The sequence below is a fragment of the Psychrosphaera haliotis genome (assembly GCF_039523615.1).
In the GTDB taxonomy this organism is placed as follows: Bacteria; Pseudomonadota; Gammaproteobacteria; order Enterobacterales; family Alteromonadaceae; genus Psychrosphaera; species Psychrosphaera haliotis.
The window spans coordinates 719,047-732,372 of record NZ_BAAAFQ010000004.1 but is presented as its reverse complement, the minus strand read 5'-3'; the positions used below and the strand labels follow the sequence as shown (position 1 = coordinate 732,372).

Genomic DNA, 13,326 nt, shown 5'->3' with positions numbered 1-13,326 from the left:
TACTTTCACAGGTAGTAACATTCTGGTGTAAAAAGGTTTACGGACGCTTTTTATAAATAGATTAATTATTCGTCAATAATTTTCACGAATGTCGTGATATACTCGCGCGCAATTTTTTAATGACCTTCTATTCAGTGGATAAAGATATGAAAATATTGGTGATTGGCGGTGGTGGCCGTGAACATGCGTTAGCGTGGAAAGCAGCTCAAAATGACATGGTTCAAACAGTATTTGTAGCGCCAGGTAATGCGGGCACTAGCTTAGAGAAGAAACTAAAAAATGTAGCAATAGGCGCTGAAGACATTGATGGCCTATTGGATTTTGCTAAACGAGAGCATATCGATTTAACGATTGTTGGCCCAGAAGCACCACTAGTACTCGGTGTTGTTGACCAATTTGAGCAAGCTGGTCTAAAAGTATTTGGACCGTCAAAAGGCGCAGCTCAGTTAGAAGGCTCTAAAGCATTCACCAAAGATTTTTTAGCTCGCCAAGCAATCCCGACAGGGGCATATCAAAACTTCACTGAAATTGAACCAGCCATTAATTATGTGCGTGAACAAGGCGCTCCAATTGTAATCAAAGCCGATGGTTTAGCAGCAGGCAAGGGCGTTATTGTTGCGATGACGTTAGAAGAAGCTGAAGATGCAATAAAAGACATGTTAGCGGGCAATGCTTTTGGCGATGCAGGCTCGAGAGTAGTCATTGAAGAGTTTTTGACAGGCGAAGAAGCTAGCTTCATTGTTATGGTTGATGGTAAAAATGTATTACCAATGGCCACAAGCCAAGATCATAAACGCGCATACAATGGCGATGCAGGTCCTAACACTGGTGGCATGGGTGCTTATTCGCCAGCGCCAGTAGTGACACAAGAAATTCATAACCGCATTATGGATGAAGTTATTTACCCAACGGTAAAAGGCATGGCAGATGAAGGGCATCCTTACACTGGATTTTTATATGCAGGATTAATGATTGATGAATCTGGTACGCCAAAAGTCATTGAATACAACTGTCGATTTGGTGATCCAGAAACACAGCCTATTATGATGCGTATGCAGTCTGACTTAGTTGATTTATGTTTCACTGCATTAGCCGGTGAGCTAGATAAAGCCATTATTGAATTTGATCCGCGTCCAGCTGTTGGTGTTGTATTGGCCGCTGCGGGTTACCCGGCAAGTTATCCTAAAGGTGATGTGATTACTGGTATTCCGGCAACGACAGACACTACAAAAACGTTTCATGCTGGTACAAAAGAAGTAAACGGTGAAGTAGTTACAAATGGTGGAAGAGTATTATGTGCAACCGCAATGGGTGACACGGTAACTTCTGCCCAACAAGCTGCTTATCAACTTGTTGAACAGATTAAATGGCAAGGCGTTGAATATCGCACTGATATCGCATTCCGTGCCATTCAACGTGAGTCTTAATTTTTAAATTAAAACTCGTATGAGAAGCCAGCTTGATATTTGATGTCCGTTTTTTCAACATCAAGTACAGGTTGGCTATCATGTTCTACCAATAAACCAAACTTAAGCGACAAGCTTTCTGTAAGCTTAGATTTAATAGCTAGACGATTGTACGCTCTAAAATCGCTAAACTTTGTAACGTCTGGCTGGTAATAAAGAGTATTTGATAGCTCAGCGCCGTTTGCTAATGGCAATGTGGTTACCCAATAAAGGCTCAATCGAGTTTGATCAAACTCAACCTTTTGACCATTTACGTTGTACTCTTCTTGTTCTTGAAAAATACCTAAGCCTGCTGTGGTTTTTTCTGAAAACTCTTTGCGGTAAGCCACACCCACTAAGTTTCTAGATTCCAATGATTTAAAATCGTCAGTATTGCTCTGTGCAAAAACTTCAAACGCTTCCGTTTTACTAAAGTAGTAATTATATCTAGCGTGTAAAAACGAGCTGTCTTCACTTTTTACATCATTGCTTTTAGCGTAGTCGCGACTTGCCATTACAAAACCAAAATGTTGGTCTCGTCTTTCTGAGTGATAAATACCGAAAGAAAAGTCTTCTTTATCAGAGTTACCGCTTTTACCCGACAAATCAATAGATAAGCTAGTGAAGCTGTGCTTATCTTGAGAGCGTTGTCTTAGTGACTCTGTTTCGTCAATGGCGGAAACGCCAGTAGAGATAAGAAGTGAAGAAAGAATTGCTGATGTAATTAACGTGTTATTAAACTTCATAACGTCCTTAGCCTGCTAAATTAGGGCGCGCAATCTATCATCATTGTTACGGTAGATACAATCCCTATCAGCCAAACTGTGCTTCGTGCAATATCCCAATTGAGCCAATAGCAGGCAAGATAGGCAACTCGGCAAGCTACAAATACAGCCGCTAATGTTGCAGTAAAGCCAGTAACATTACTGGTAGCGATAGCAAGCAAGACGGCAGGGGCAAATAACGCCAACGCTTCAAATGAGTTTTCATGTGCCGCTAAGCAACGAGCGCCAAAACCCTTTAGGCTGCGTTGTTGTTCTCTTGGATGTTTGTTGTCGTAACCTTTAGCGTCTTCTTTACCAGACTTATGCATAGCTAGCGCCAATGGAGCTTTTGCTAAATAAGGCAGCAGTGCAGCTGCAACTAGACTGTAGATTAATATTTGTAATTCGTTCATTCAATAGTCCGTATTTTGTATTCTTACGTTAAGTGTATTCATTTACTACTACCGTTATTTACTAGTGGCTTCGTTGCAAACCAAGGCTAATTTTGACTGGTCTTTGTTTACTGCAATTCTAGAAATGCCCGTTGAGCAAATAGAACTAACATCAGCTAACGTTTCCCATTCTTTTTCGCTATTGATATTCCAAGTAACTAACTGATTAGCTTTAGAAGATAATAACGTATGACTATTTAACCAGGTGTAATATTGACTACGTGGAGGCAAAGAAATCAGTTCATTTGTTTGCTTGGTATTAGCGTCAAATGCCCAAACAGTTTGTGTTTTATCGTCGCCTTTTGAATAACTAAACCAATCTTCTTTTGCATTGTATCTAATGCTACGACCAATATTTTTATCAATTTTTAATGCAGATTTAGCTTTAAATGAAGGCAAGTATTGCAGGGTCATAGGTTCGCCTAAAACAAAAGTAGTCAAATCACTGTTTTTGCCCCAAGCATGGTAACCAACAGGTTTAGCTTCTCTGTTTAACATGGCCTGCTGACCTGACTTTGTATTAACTGTCCATAATCGCTGCACTCCGTCGGGTTCAACTTTAATGATGGAGAGTTGATTGTCTTTAAGTGGCGTTTCTAAAGGGGAATACTCGCTGGTTTGTTGCGTTCGGGTTAAATTGGCATGAGACTGCGTCATAAAATTATAATAAAAAATATCAGCCTGTTGTTCGCCTTGAGTGGTAGATAACATTTTTGTGTAATACAAACCTTTACCGTCTTGGCTAAATGATGGCTGATTGTCGTAGCCTTTCCTATTTGTGATATTTTTTGCTGTTGATATATCTAACTTTTTATCGTCATTAAAATCGATTAACCAAATGTCGGTCTGTGCCACAGCAGGCAAAGCAAGAGTAAGACTAAGAGCAAATATAGATAAGCGCATGAGCGGTCCTTTTTTATTATTTTTAGCGATTTGTCCGTTAGCGCAAGACTTGACGGGTTGGTGTTATCACTTTATAACAAACCATACTCTTAACTAAGAAAAAATTCTATGTCGGTTAAACACCCAATTATTGCAGTGACAGGTTCCTCTGGCGCAGGGACAACAACAACCACAAACGCAATTACGCATATTTTCAGAAATTTGAACGTTGATGCCGCACAGTTAGAGGGCGATAGCTTCCATCGTTACGCTCGAGCTGAAATGGATGTTGAAATTCGTAAAGCGCAAGAGCAAGGCAAACATATTTCTTATTTTGGCTCAGAGGCAAATGACTTTGGCGCGCTAGAATCATTGTTCAAAAGCTATTCTGAAACGGGCACAGGAAATGTTCGTAAGTATTTGCATTCTTTTGATGAGGCTGTGCCTTACAATCAAATGCCGGGCACGTTTACGCCATGGGAAGAGTTGCGTGCAAATACCGACTGTCTTTTTTATGAAGGGTTGCACGGTGGGGCGGTAACCGAAGAGCACGATGTAGCTAAACATGTCGATTTACTAATAGGCATGGTACCCATTGTTAATTTAGAGTGGATTCAAAAGATCATTCGTGACACAAATCAGCGTGGACACAGCAGAGAAGCGGTAATGAGCTCAATAGTGCGCAGTATGGAAGACTATTTCACGCATATTACTCCGCAGTTTTCTAGAACACATATTAACTTTCAACGAGTGCCTACTGTTGATACTTCAAACCCATTTAGTGCCAAAGATATACCCACGTTAGACGAGAGCTTTGTTGTTATTCGTTTTCGTGATCTAAAAGGCGTAGATTTCCCATATTTATTACAAATGATAGACGGGTCGTTTATGTCTCGTATAAACACCTTTGTTGTCCCAGGCGGAAAAATGGGCTTAGCCTTGGAGTTGATCATGACTCCTTTAATTCAAAACCTGATTGAAAAGCGTCGCAAGCTTATTGGCCAGCTTGATTGGATAGATAATAAGAAATAACTGACAAACTAAGTTAACGCACTACACTTTGAGTGCACAAAAAGTAACGCCTGGATCATATTGGTGCGGTAAATGAACCAAAATGGTGCAAGTTGACTGTTTTAATAATTGAGAGCCAAGTAACCTGTTGAATTAAATCATTATTTTAATTGGCATGAATTTGGCTCTTGGTTCGGTATAGGACAACATACGTTGTTTGTAAAAGACAATATTTATCATCTTGGAGAGAAAAATGTCTGATTCGGTTTTAAACCTAATTAAAGAATATGAAGTTAAGTTTATTGATTTACGTTTTACCGACACAATCGGTAAAGAACAGCACGTAACTATTCCTTCGCACCAAATTGATGAAGACTTTTTTGAAGACGGTAAAATGTTTGACGGCTCTTCAATTTCAGGTTGGAAAGGCATTAACGAATCTGACATGATTTTAATGCCTGATGCAGACTCTGCGGTATTAGACCCATTTACAGAAGCTGCAACGCTTAACGTACGTTGTGACATCGTAGAGCCTACAACTATGCAAGGTTACGAGCGTGACCCACGTTCTGTTGCTCGTCGTGCAGAAGATTACATGCGTGCTGAAGGCATTGCGGACGAAGTATTTGTTGGTCCAGAGCCGGAGTTCTTCGTATTTGACGATGTTAAATTTAAAACTGATATGTCTGGTTCATCTTACAAAATTGATTCATCAGAATCAGCTTGGAACTCAGACAAGCATTATGAAGAAGGCAACATGGGACATCGTCCTATGGTTAAGGGCGGTTACTTCCCAGTTCCACCAGTTGACTCATCTCACGACTGGCGTTCAGCAACATGTTTAGTAATGGAAGAAATGGGCTTAACAGTTGAAGCGCATCACCATGAAGTTGCTACTGCAGGTCAAAATGAAATTGCAGCTTTGTATAACACGCTTGTAAAGAAAGCTGATGAAGTTCAAATTTATAAGTATGTTGTGCACAACATGGCACATGCATACGGCAAAACAGCAACGTTTATGCCTAAGCCAATCGTTGGTGACAATGGTTCTGGTATGCACGTGCATCAGTCATTACAAAAAGGTGGCGAGAACCTTTTTGCCGGTGACAAGTATGGCGGTCTTTCTGAAACTGCTCTTTACTACATTGGCGGTATCATTAAGCATGCTAAAGCAATTAACGCTTTCACAAATGCTTCTACAAACTCGTATAAGCGTTTAGTACCAGGATTTGAAGCGCCGGTAATGCTTGCTTACTCTGCACGTAACCGTTCTGCATCTATTCGTATTCCGGTAGTACCTTCGCCAAAAGCACGTCGTATTGAAGTTCGTTTCCCTGACCCTACAGGTAACCCGTACTTAGCATTTACTTCAATGTTAATGGCTGGCCTAGACGGTATTAAAAACAAAATCCACCCTGGCGATGCGATGGACAAAGACTTATATGACTTGCCTGCTGAAGAAGCAGCTGCAATTCCACAAGTTGCATCATCACTAGAAGAAGCGTTAAATGCACTTGATGCTGACCGTGAATTCTTAACAGCTGGTGGCGTTATGACTGACGACATGATTGATGCTTACATTGACCTTAAACGTCAAGAAGTAGAAAGATTAAACATGACAACTCACCCAATTGAGTTTGAGATGTACTACAGCCTTTAAGCTAAGCTGTTAATCTTTTAAGTAAAGCCCACTCATAGCAGTGGGCTTTTTTTCTGGCGTAATGCCTTAAAATTAGTTAAATTCTATTTACCTAAAAACAATATATGGTTAAAGAACATGAGGAAGTTCGTTTTGCTGCTGTTGATTTGCTTATTTGCATCTCAATCTTATGCATCAGCAAATAAAAAAGTGTATGTATGGCGCAACGCAGATGGAGTTATTGTTTTTTCGGACTCTCCAAAAGCGGACGTTAACGCCGACACAGTGGACATTAGTACAACACCAAATATTATTAAGTCAGTAGATACTAAAATTATCGAGGGCACGGAGCAGCCAGCCAAAAACAAAATTAGTATTGATATTGTTAAGCCTACCATTGACGAAACTATTCGTGACAATACGGGCTCTGTCTATATATCTGGCGCTATTAGACCTTCATTTAAACGTGGCCTGTCTGTTGTTCTTAAGCTAGACGACAAGAAGGTAAAAGGCCCGCAAAAATCCGCTGTATTCATCTTACGTGATGTGGATCGCGGAGAACATAGAATCCAATTGGAAGTATGGAACGATTCAGGCAAGGTTATTGCAGTTAGTAAGCCTGTGACCTTTTTTGTTCATCGAGCATCTGTTAATTCACCAAATTAGTGCAATTAGCTTTGAGTCAAAAAGGTTTATGACTTAGACTAAATGTCCTATGCACCATGTTGGTGCGGAGAATTACCAATTGAGCAACAACCTCTCAAACTCGCTGATTAGCGAACAAATACTAGAACAGCTAAATTTAGCGGTTGTGCTTGTTGATCGCGAGTTAAAAGTATTGTTTGCAAACCAACAAGCAGCGTCTGTTTTTGGTCACACGCGTAAAAAGCTCTTAAATCAAACTTTGCTTAGACTACCCATTAAACATACCTTTCCTGAAAACTTATTTTCTCAGTTGTGGGAGTCACAACAGTCTTTTGCTGATCATGAAGTAGAGTGGACATTCATTGATGGCCGCCATATTAGTTCAGAAGTTAACGCCGACTTGGTGATGTTGAATAATGAGCCAGCTTGTTTGTTACAGATTAGAGATAATGACAATCTAAAAAAATTAAATACCGAGAATGCACATAAGCACCATATAAGTGCGTCTAGGCATTTAATAAGAGGATTGGCGCACGAAATTAAAAACCCGTTAGGGGGCATTAGAGGCGCAGCTCAATTGTTGTCTCGTAGTTTAGATTCTGATGAGTTAAGAGAATACACTCAAATGATCATTGATCAATCTGACCGATTAAAAGAGTTGGTTGATCGCCTTTTAGGACCTAATACGCCACCAAAAAGAAGCCTTACAAACATTCACGGCATACTCGAGCGAGTTGTTAGCTTGGTGCAAATTGAGTTAAACGCGAATACAAAAATCACAAAAGACTATGATCCAAGTTTACCTGAAATTCTTGTGGATGAAGGTCAGATAGAACAAGCCTTATTGAACATTCTTCAGAACGCTGTCTATGCTGCTTCGCATGCTAATGAAGGCTCTGCAGGAAGTGTTGTGGTTCGAACCCGCTTTGAAGGCAACAAGGTTCTTCATGGTAGTTCGTACAAAAAGGTGCTCAAAATTTCCATTATTGATAACGGTACTGGCATCGCAGAAAGCATTAAGTCTACTTTGTTTTACCCGATGATCACCGATAAGCCTGAAGGAAATGGCTTAGGCCTTTCAATTTCCCAGCGCTTAATTGATCAACATAAAGGGGTTATTGAAGTAGATAGTTGGCCGGGACATACTGAATTTTCGATTTATTTACCAATCCAAGAGATGGAGCGTCACGCATGATTAAAGTTTGGGTAGTTGACGATGATAACTCTATTCGTTGGGTGTTAGAAAAAGCGTTGAGTCAAGGTGGCTTTGACGTAGAGTCATTTGCAACGGGTGAACTGATTTTACAACGATTAGAACATGATCGTCCTGAAGCCATATTCTCTGATATTAAAATGCCAAATATGGATGGCATGGAGCTATTGCAAACCATTCAGCAAAAGTACCCAGACTTGCCCGTTGTTATTATGACCGCGCATTCAGATTTAGACAGCGCCGTTAACGCATTTCAGCATGGTGCATTTGAGTATCTACCAAAGCCATTTGATATTGACGATGCCGTTGCGTTAGCCAAAAAAGCCGTTGAACACAGTAAGAATATTGCTAAGAAAAATAAGCCGGAAGATAATCAACCAGCTTCTGAAATTATTGGCGAAGCGCCTGCGATGCAGGAAGTATTTAGGGCAATTGGACGGCTTTCTCGTTCTAGTGTGAGTGTCTTAATTAATGGTCAGTCAGGTACCGGCAAAGAGTTGGTCGCACATGCGCTCCATAAACACAGTCCTCGCTCTGCTGAAACATTTGTTGCGTTAAATATGGCAGCCATTCCCAAAGACTTAATTGAGTCAGAATTATTTGGCCATGAGAAGGGGGCGTTTACCGGAGCAACCGCAACAAAAAAAGGTCGTTTTGAACAAGCAAACGGCGGCACCTTATTTTTAGATGAAATTGGCGACATGCCACTAGATGTGCAAACTCGTTTATTGCGAGTATTGGCAGAAGGACAGTTTTATCGTGTTGGTGGGCATGATCCCGTAACCGTTGATGTAAGAATAGTTGCAGCAACCCACCAGAATCTTGAAGAGCTTGTTAATGAAAACCGATTTCGTGAAGATCTTTTTCACCGTTTGAATGTAATTAGAATTCATATTCCAGCCTTAAAAGATCGTCAGCAAGACATTGCTAAATTATGTCGTCACTTTTTACATACCGCAGCGCAAGAGTTGGCGGTAGAAGTGAAAAGTATCAGTAAACCTGCCTTGTCATTTTTAGAAAGCTATCGTTGGCCTGGCAATGTAAGACAGTTAGAAAATACCTGTCGTTGGTTAACTGTGATGGCAAGCGGTAAAGAAATACTATACGACGATTTACCACCGGAAATGCTAGAAGAGAACGCTCAATCTGGATCCAGCGTCGTTATTAACTCGGAAGTTAACTCAAGCGATTGGACTCTGTTATTTGAACAGTGGGTTCAAGAGCAGTTGTCGGCAGGAAACGTTGATATTAATGCACAAGCACAAGCCGATTTTGAGCGTACGTTAATTAATAAAACGTTGGAATTTTGCAATGGTCATCGACAACTAGCAGCGAAGAAGATTGGTTGGGGACGAAACACCATCACAAGAAAAATGAAAGACCTTAATCTTAATTAGTCTTTGGTCTACCTATTGTAACTCATTGATTTAAAATAGGTTCAGGTACAGAATTTCGCCAAAACTTTGCTTTTCGGTGTGTCACTAGCTAACTTCTCTATTCAATTATGAATAGGGAATGATAATGAAAAAAACGTATATAAAAGAAACACCTGTACTTCTATTAGTGGCACTTCTAAGTCTATCAACCGCTGCAAAAGCGGAATTGATTGGTTACGACCTTTACTCCGGCAACTTGAATTCAAACCTTGGACTTACCTACTATCAAAATGATGCGCAGGGTGCGTATGCAAGCAGTCAAGATGGCTTTGGTAAATACCAAAGTGCGGGAGCTAATAGTAGTGCTGTGCCTGACGGTTTAGTTGATATGAGCGGTTGGGGTTTATTGGATAATTACGGTTTAGTAATGCCTACTGAAAATTATGCTTTTTTTGGTATTACCGATACGGTAAATAGCAGTAACCCAGCCGGTAACTCTACCGCTGAATGGGGGTTTGATATAGGTAACTTTTCTAACCTTTCGATAGATATAGATTTTGCCGCCATGGGCGATTTTGAATCAAGCGACACATATAGTTTAAGCTACGCCGTTGACGATAGCCTGTTTAGTCCGCTATTTGTTTTTACTACAGAGGGCAGTTTGTCATTGAATTACACAATGGTGAACGGCAATCAACGAATGTTAAATGACCCTTTGAGTATCCGCGGTCCTAATAGTCCATTCAGATTTAACCTTACCAATGAGTTTACTCAATATTCAGCGAATATTGGCGAACAAGGACAAACACTTAGATTGAGAATGGATGCTCGTGCCGACGGTGGTACAGAAGCGTTTGGCTTTAGCAACATTCGAATTAACGGAACTGCCCTTGCCGACGAGCCTATTACAGGGATTTCTGAAGTTAGTGAGCCTGGCACATTGGCCATTATGTCTTTATCTCTACTCGGCTTGTTTAGGCGTTATTCAGCGTAAAATCGTTTGTAAATGGCTAATGGCAAATTACAAATGGTAAATAGCAAAAGGGTGACGCCTGGTATTTAGTTTTAGGCGTCATCAATATCAAAAGAGAGCTGCTCAGACAACTCCATCATGGTCAGATAAACATTGATGAGCTTATTGATTTGACCTTGGCTGAGTGGTTCATTTGTATTTGTTGAAGCCATATCAACGTGTTGATTTCTTAGACTAATAGTTTCGTCATTACTTTTTGCCGTAACGTTGATCGTTAAATTGTCAGCAGTGGGACTAATGCTAAACGTTAAATTCCAATGTGCAGCTTTTGGACCATCAACAATCTTGAAACCATGTTCGCTGAAATATTGCTTAATTCCAGATTGATAGGCATCTTTTACAGATATAAACACAGTTTTATTACGCTCTGCCAGAAGTGCAGCGTAACGGCCTAAGTCAAAGGTGTAATAACGTTCTGTTTTTCCGGCATTTAAAAACTGAGCTTGAAGCGTTGTTGACTTGTTTATCCAACCATTGTCTATTGGCCAGCCTTTTTGTTGCAATAGCGCCGACGCCTTATCAAGGTGTTCAGTTTGTGATGCAATCCAATGGTGCTCTTTGGCTAAAGGAAACGACACAAGTTGCTGAATATTGGGCTTGTCTTCTATTGGCATTGAACCTGACACGTTTGTGCACAAGTCGTTACCTACGTTTGAGTAATCGTGCTGCAGTTGCTGACTTGACGCTTTAAACGCGGCAACAACGGGCGCCTGATTTGCAACTTCTAAGTTGAGTCCTAGTTTCAACTGTAGCTCTTCAGCCAAGGCTTGGCGTTGCGTTAGCAGTTGTTTTTCGATGAGCTGAAGCGTGTAGTTGTTTAGCGAAGATTTACTCGTGGCATTATAAAGACAAACTTTACCATCTATATTGAATGCACGTGGTTGCTCAGTTACAGAAACCGTCAATTGATTTGCCAGTCCCATTGGACTCAATATGAACAACGGTAGGCTGAACAGTAATATCGACTTTTTAATAGCGCGCACGTGCATTTCCTTTTACTTACAGTCGGTTGTCAACATAGTCTTGAGGCAAGCCAACGGATACGGCAAATACTTTTTGACTTAACGATGTTTGGTATATTTTCCCGTCTGCTTTATCTTTTATTTTTTCGGCGTTATCTGAGTCTTTCCATTTCACGATTTGTGCAATGGCACTGTTACTAGATGGCTTTACCATAGCAACAGCAATAGGCTCTACAAACCCTTGCTGGTACTGAAATAAAATCATAGTTTCGTTATTCAATATACCGGCATTTCGGCCTCTATCTAGAGTTACCTGATTGTCTTTAAAGGCAACAACTTGAGCACTTGAAGGCATTTCTATAAGTAACCTTGATAATAAAACATCGAAGGCTTTAGATGCCATTGAGTTAAATACTGCATGCACATTGTCTTGATCAGAATAATTAAAGCCTGTGTAATATTTGTTGTTTACTTCGGTATATACCAAAGATTCTTTTGAACGAACGTCTGTACCCTTAACTCTAATTTTACCTAAATTTGGATAGGCTAATTTTTCTTTTGTATATGGGTTTATCACGCTTGTACTCATTTCTACATGATACTGCGCTAAGCCGTTGTGCTCGCCATAAAATCGGTCGGCGGACTTTATTGTATCAATTTTCACCGCATAGTCTGGACGCAGTATCTTGGCACTTTTGTTGAGTTCAGCCACAGTTTTAACATCTTGTTCTTCAAACTGTTTTTGTTTCTCAAGGGCAATAGTGTCGTTGTCATTAGTCACAATTCTAAAACGATTAACGCCTGCTAATTGGTTTTCTAACATTAAGCCTAAGGTTTTGTTATTAAGTCTTGTTAAAGCGGCTGCTTCAGGCGCATATTTGCTATCAATTTTATTGTCACCAAAGTAAATTCGGATGGCTTTTTTATCGAGAGGACAAGCGTTTTTCTCAATATCAAATTCGTCATCACAAAATTGTAAACCTTGCGTATCAAAGTTAGCTGGAACTTGTATGTCTTTGTCTTCAAATTCATAAGCACTTTTAGCAATACGCATTAATGACGCTTTTGCCGTCGGAGCTGAAGCGGTGGTTTGCTCTGCTGGATATTGTATTTCTTGGCTCGCACAACCTGCGAGTGATAATGCAAGTGTTAGTGTTAGTAATCTCATGTCACTTCCTTTTCTACAATTCTTATAATCTGCTATCTACAGTGTTTACAACTTCGTATCTAAAATTTTCTGAATTTCTTTGGTTATATCTAAAACCGCTTTTTGTTCTGAAATAAAATCGTTGGCGACGTTGCTCATATGAATTCTAGCTTGAGCAAGCTCGTAACCTTTATTTGTTTTGTGAGCATTTATTAGCATAGCTATGCCCTCGAGTTTAAGCATTTCTTCGAGGTTATCTTTCAAGATTATGGCTAACTTAGCGCCTTGCAATAGCAATTCAGCTGCCAGTCTTGCATTTTCTGCTTGTATGCCTGTATTTGCTTGTTGATATTGCTTTAATTTAACGGATATTTTTTCTTTACTGTTGATATGAAGTTTGTCAAAACGAGCCGCTTCCGCCTTAAGTTCAGCGGGGCTTTTATCTTTATTGGCGACAATAAATGACATTACATCTTTATGGTTATCAACAATAGTTTGGTACTTTTTAAGTAGATTTTTTTGGTTCCTAAATATACTCAAAATTGAAACAGAAACGCTGTCAAATATAGGCGAAACAGATTCATGGCGAAACCCAACCTTTTGCATATCGGCCGTAATGCGGTCAACTCGCTGTTGTCGATCTAGCTTTTTGGCTTGCTCATTTGTTAATAGTTGATGCTTTCCAAAAGCAACATAAGACTCACCCAAAGCATTCTGTTGAATTTGCATGGCACAGCCGCTGCACAACAAGCTAATA

Annotated in this window: 13 protein-coding genes; 7 read left to right on the top strand and 6 right to left on the bottom strand. The window is 40.1% G+C overall.

Annotation, left to right across the window (positions count from 1 at the left end):
• The first annotated feature begins 146 nt into the window (after nucleotides 1–146).
• On the top strand, nucleotides 147–1,427 hold the full coding sequence (gene purD, locus ABD009_RS05870) for a phosphoribosylamine--glycine ligase (protein WP_343823501.1): 1,281 nt from the start codon (nucleotides 147–149) through the stop codon (nucleotides 1,425–1,427).
• 8 nt (nucleotides 1,428–1,435) lie between these two features.
• On the opposite strand, the gene ABD009_RS05865 is transcribed toward purD, so the two are convergent.
• From ABD009_RS05865 to ABD009_RS05855, 3 genes are read right to left on the bottom strand one after another with little or no spacing between them, the layout of a single operon-like run.
• Entirely contained in the window at nucleotides 1,436–2,191 is a 756-nt protein-coding gene (locus ABD009_RS05865; protein WP_155695823.1) for a DUF481 domain-containing protein, read from the bottom strand.
• Between the two features lie 20 nt (nucleotides 2,192–2,211).
• Nucleotides 2,212–2,622 carry an MAPEG family protein gene (locus ABD009_RS05860; RefSeq protein ID WP_343823498.1) on the bottom strand — a complete coding sequence of 137 codons (411 nt, stop codon included), beginning with the start codon at nucleotides 2,620–2,622 and terminating at the stop codon, nucleotides 2,212–2,214.
• Between the two features lie 54 nt (nucleotides 2,623–2,676).
• Nucleotides 2,677–3,564: a TolB family protein gene (locus tag ABD009_RS05855; RefSeq protein ID WP_343823496.1), complete on the bottom strand. Its 888-nt coding sequence runs from the start codon at nucleotides 3,562–3,564 to the stop codon at nucleotides 2,677–2,679.
• A gap of 108 nt (nucleotides 3,565–3,672) precedes the next feature.
• Between ABD009_RS05855 and ABD009_RS05850 the strand changes: the two genes are divergently transcribed.
• From ABD009_RS05850 to ABD009_RS05825, 6 genes are all read left to right on the top strand, one after another.
• A complete protein-coding gene (locus tag ABD009_RS05850) occupies nucleotides 3,673–4,575 on the top strand; it encodes a phosphoribulokinase (RefSeq protein WP_155695820.1) in 903 nt (300 codons plus the stop codon).
• 232 nt (nucleotides 4,576–4,807) lie between these two features.
• Complete coding sequence (glnA, locus tag ABD009_RS05845) at nucleotides 4,808–6,214, top strand: glutamate--ammonia ligase (RefSeq protein WP_155695819.1); 1,407 nt, start codon at nucleotides 4,808–4,810, stop codon at nucleotides 6,212–6,214.
• A 117-nt stretch (nucleotides 6,215–6,331) separates the two neighbouring features.
• Nucleotides 6,332–6,859, top strand: a complete 528-nt coding sequence (locus ABD009_RS05840) for a DUF4124 domain-containing protein (RefSeq protein ID WP_343823492.1) — start codon at nucleotides 6,332–6,334, stop codon at nucleotides 6,857–6,859.
• A gap of 79 nt (nucleotides 6,860–6,938) precedes the next feature.
• Nucleotides 6,939–8,033, top strand: coding sequence for a nitrogen regulation protein NR(II) (glnL, locus tag ABD009_RS05835; protein WP_343823490.1), 1,095 nt, complete (start codon nucleotides 6,939–6,941; stop codon nucleotides 8,031–8,033).
• Complete coding sequence (gene glnG, locus ABD009_RS05830; RefSeq protein ID WP_343823488.1) at nucleotides 8,030–9,448, top strand: nitrogen regulation protein NR(I); 1,419 nt, start codon at nucleotides 8,030–8,032, stop codon at nucleotides 9,446–9,448. The genes glnL and glnG overlap by 4 nt, the downstream gene beginning before the upstream one ends.
• 124 nt (nucleotides 9,449–9,572) lie before the next feature.
• Nucleotides 9,573–10,421 carry a hypothetical protein gene (locus tag ABD009_RS05825; RefSeq protein WP_343823486.1) on the top strand — a complete coding sequence of 283 codons (849 nt, stop codon included), beginning with the start codon at nucleotides 9,573–9,575 and terminating at the stop codon, nucleotides 10,419–10,421.
• Between the two features lie 71 nt (nucleotides 10,422–10,492).
• Here ABD009_RS05825 and ABD009_RS05820 read toward each other — a convergent pair whose 3' ends face one another.
• The 3 genes from ABD009_RS05820 to ABD009_RS05810 are packed head-to-tail and all read right to left on the bottom strand — an operon-like array spanning nucleotide 10,493 to nucleotide 13,298.
• Complete coding sequence (locus ABD009_RS05820) at nucleotides 10,493–11,443, bottom strand: hypothetical protein (RefSeq protein ID WP_343823484.1); 951 nt, start codon at nucleotides 11,441–11,443, stop codon at nucleotides 10,493–10,495.
• A 16-nt stretch (nucleotides 11,444–11,459) separates the two neighbouring features.
• Nucleotides 11,460–12,590, bottom strand: coding sequence for a hypothetical protein (locus ABD009_RS05815; RefSeq protein WP_343823482.1), 1,131 nt, complete (start codon nucleotides 12,588–12,590; stop codon nucleotides 11,460–11,462).
• A gap of 45 nt (nucleotides 12,591–12,635) precedes the next feature.
• On the bottom strand, nucleotides 12,636–13,298 hold the full coding sequence (locus ABD009_RS05810; protein WP_343823480.1) for a hypothetical protein: 663 nt from the start codon (nucleotides 13,296–13,298) through the stop codon (nucleotides 12,636–12,638).
• Nucleotides 13,299–13,326 lie beyond the last annotated feature (28 nt).

Coding starts and splice junctions, on each gene's coding strand:
- purD (WP_343823501.1), top strand. CDS start 147: ATGAAAATATTGGTGATTGGCGGTGGTGGCCGTGAACATGCGTTAGCG.
- ABD009_RS05865 (WP_155695823.1), bottom strand. CDS start 2,191: ATGAAGTTTAATAACACGTTAATTACATCAGCAATTCTTTCTTCACTT.
- ABD009_RS05860 (WP_343823498.1), bottom strand. CDS start 2,622: ATGAACGAATTACAAATATTAATCTACAGTCTAGTTGCAGCTGCACTG.
- ABD009_RS05855 (WP_343823496.1), bottom strand. CDS start 3,564: ATGCGCTTATCTATATTTGCTCTTAGTCTTACTCTTGCTTTGCCTGCT.
- ABD009_RS05850 (WP_155695820.1), top strand. CDS start 3,673: ATGTCGGTTAAACACCCAATTATTGCAGTGACAGGTTCCTCTGGCGCA.
- glnA (WP_155695819.1), top strand. CDS start 4,808: ATGTCTGATTCGGTTTTAAACCTAATTAAAGAATATGAAGTTAAGTTT.
- ABD009_RS05840 (WP_343823492.1), top strand. CDS start 6,332: ATGAGGAAGTTCGTTTTGCTGCTGTTGATTTGCTTATTTGCATCTCAA.
- glnG (WP_343823488.1), top strand. CDS start 8,030: ATGATTAAAGTTTGGGTAGTTGACGATGATAACTCTATTCGTTGGGTG.
- ABD009_RS05825 (WP_343823486.1), top strand. CDS start 9,573: ATGAAAAAAACGTATATAAAAGAAACACCTGTACTTCTATTAGTGGCA.
- ABD009_RS05815 (WP_343823482.1), bottom strand. CDS start 12,590: ATGAGATTACTAACACTAACACTTGCATTATCACTCGCAGGTTGTGCG.
- ABD009_RS05810 (WP_343823480.1), bottom strand. CDS start 13,298: ATGCAAATTCAACAGAATGCTTTGGGTGAGTCTTATGTTGCTTTTGGA.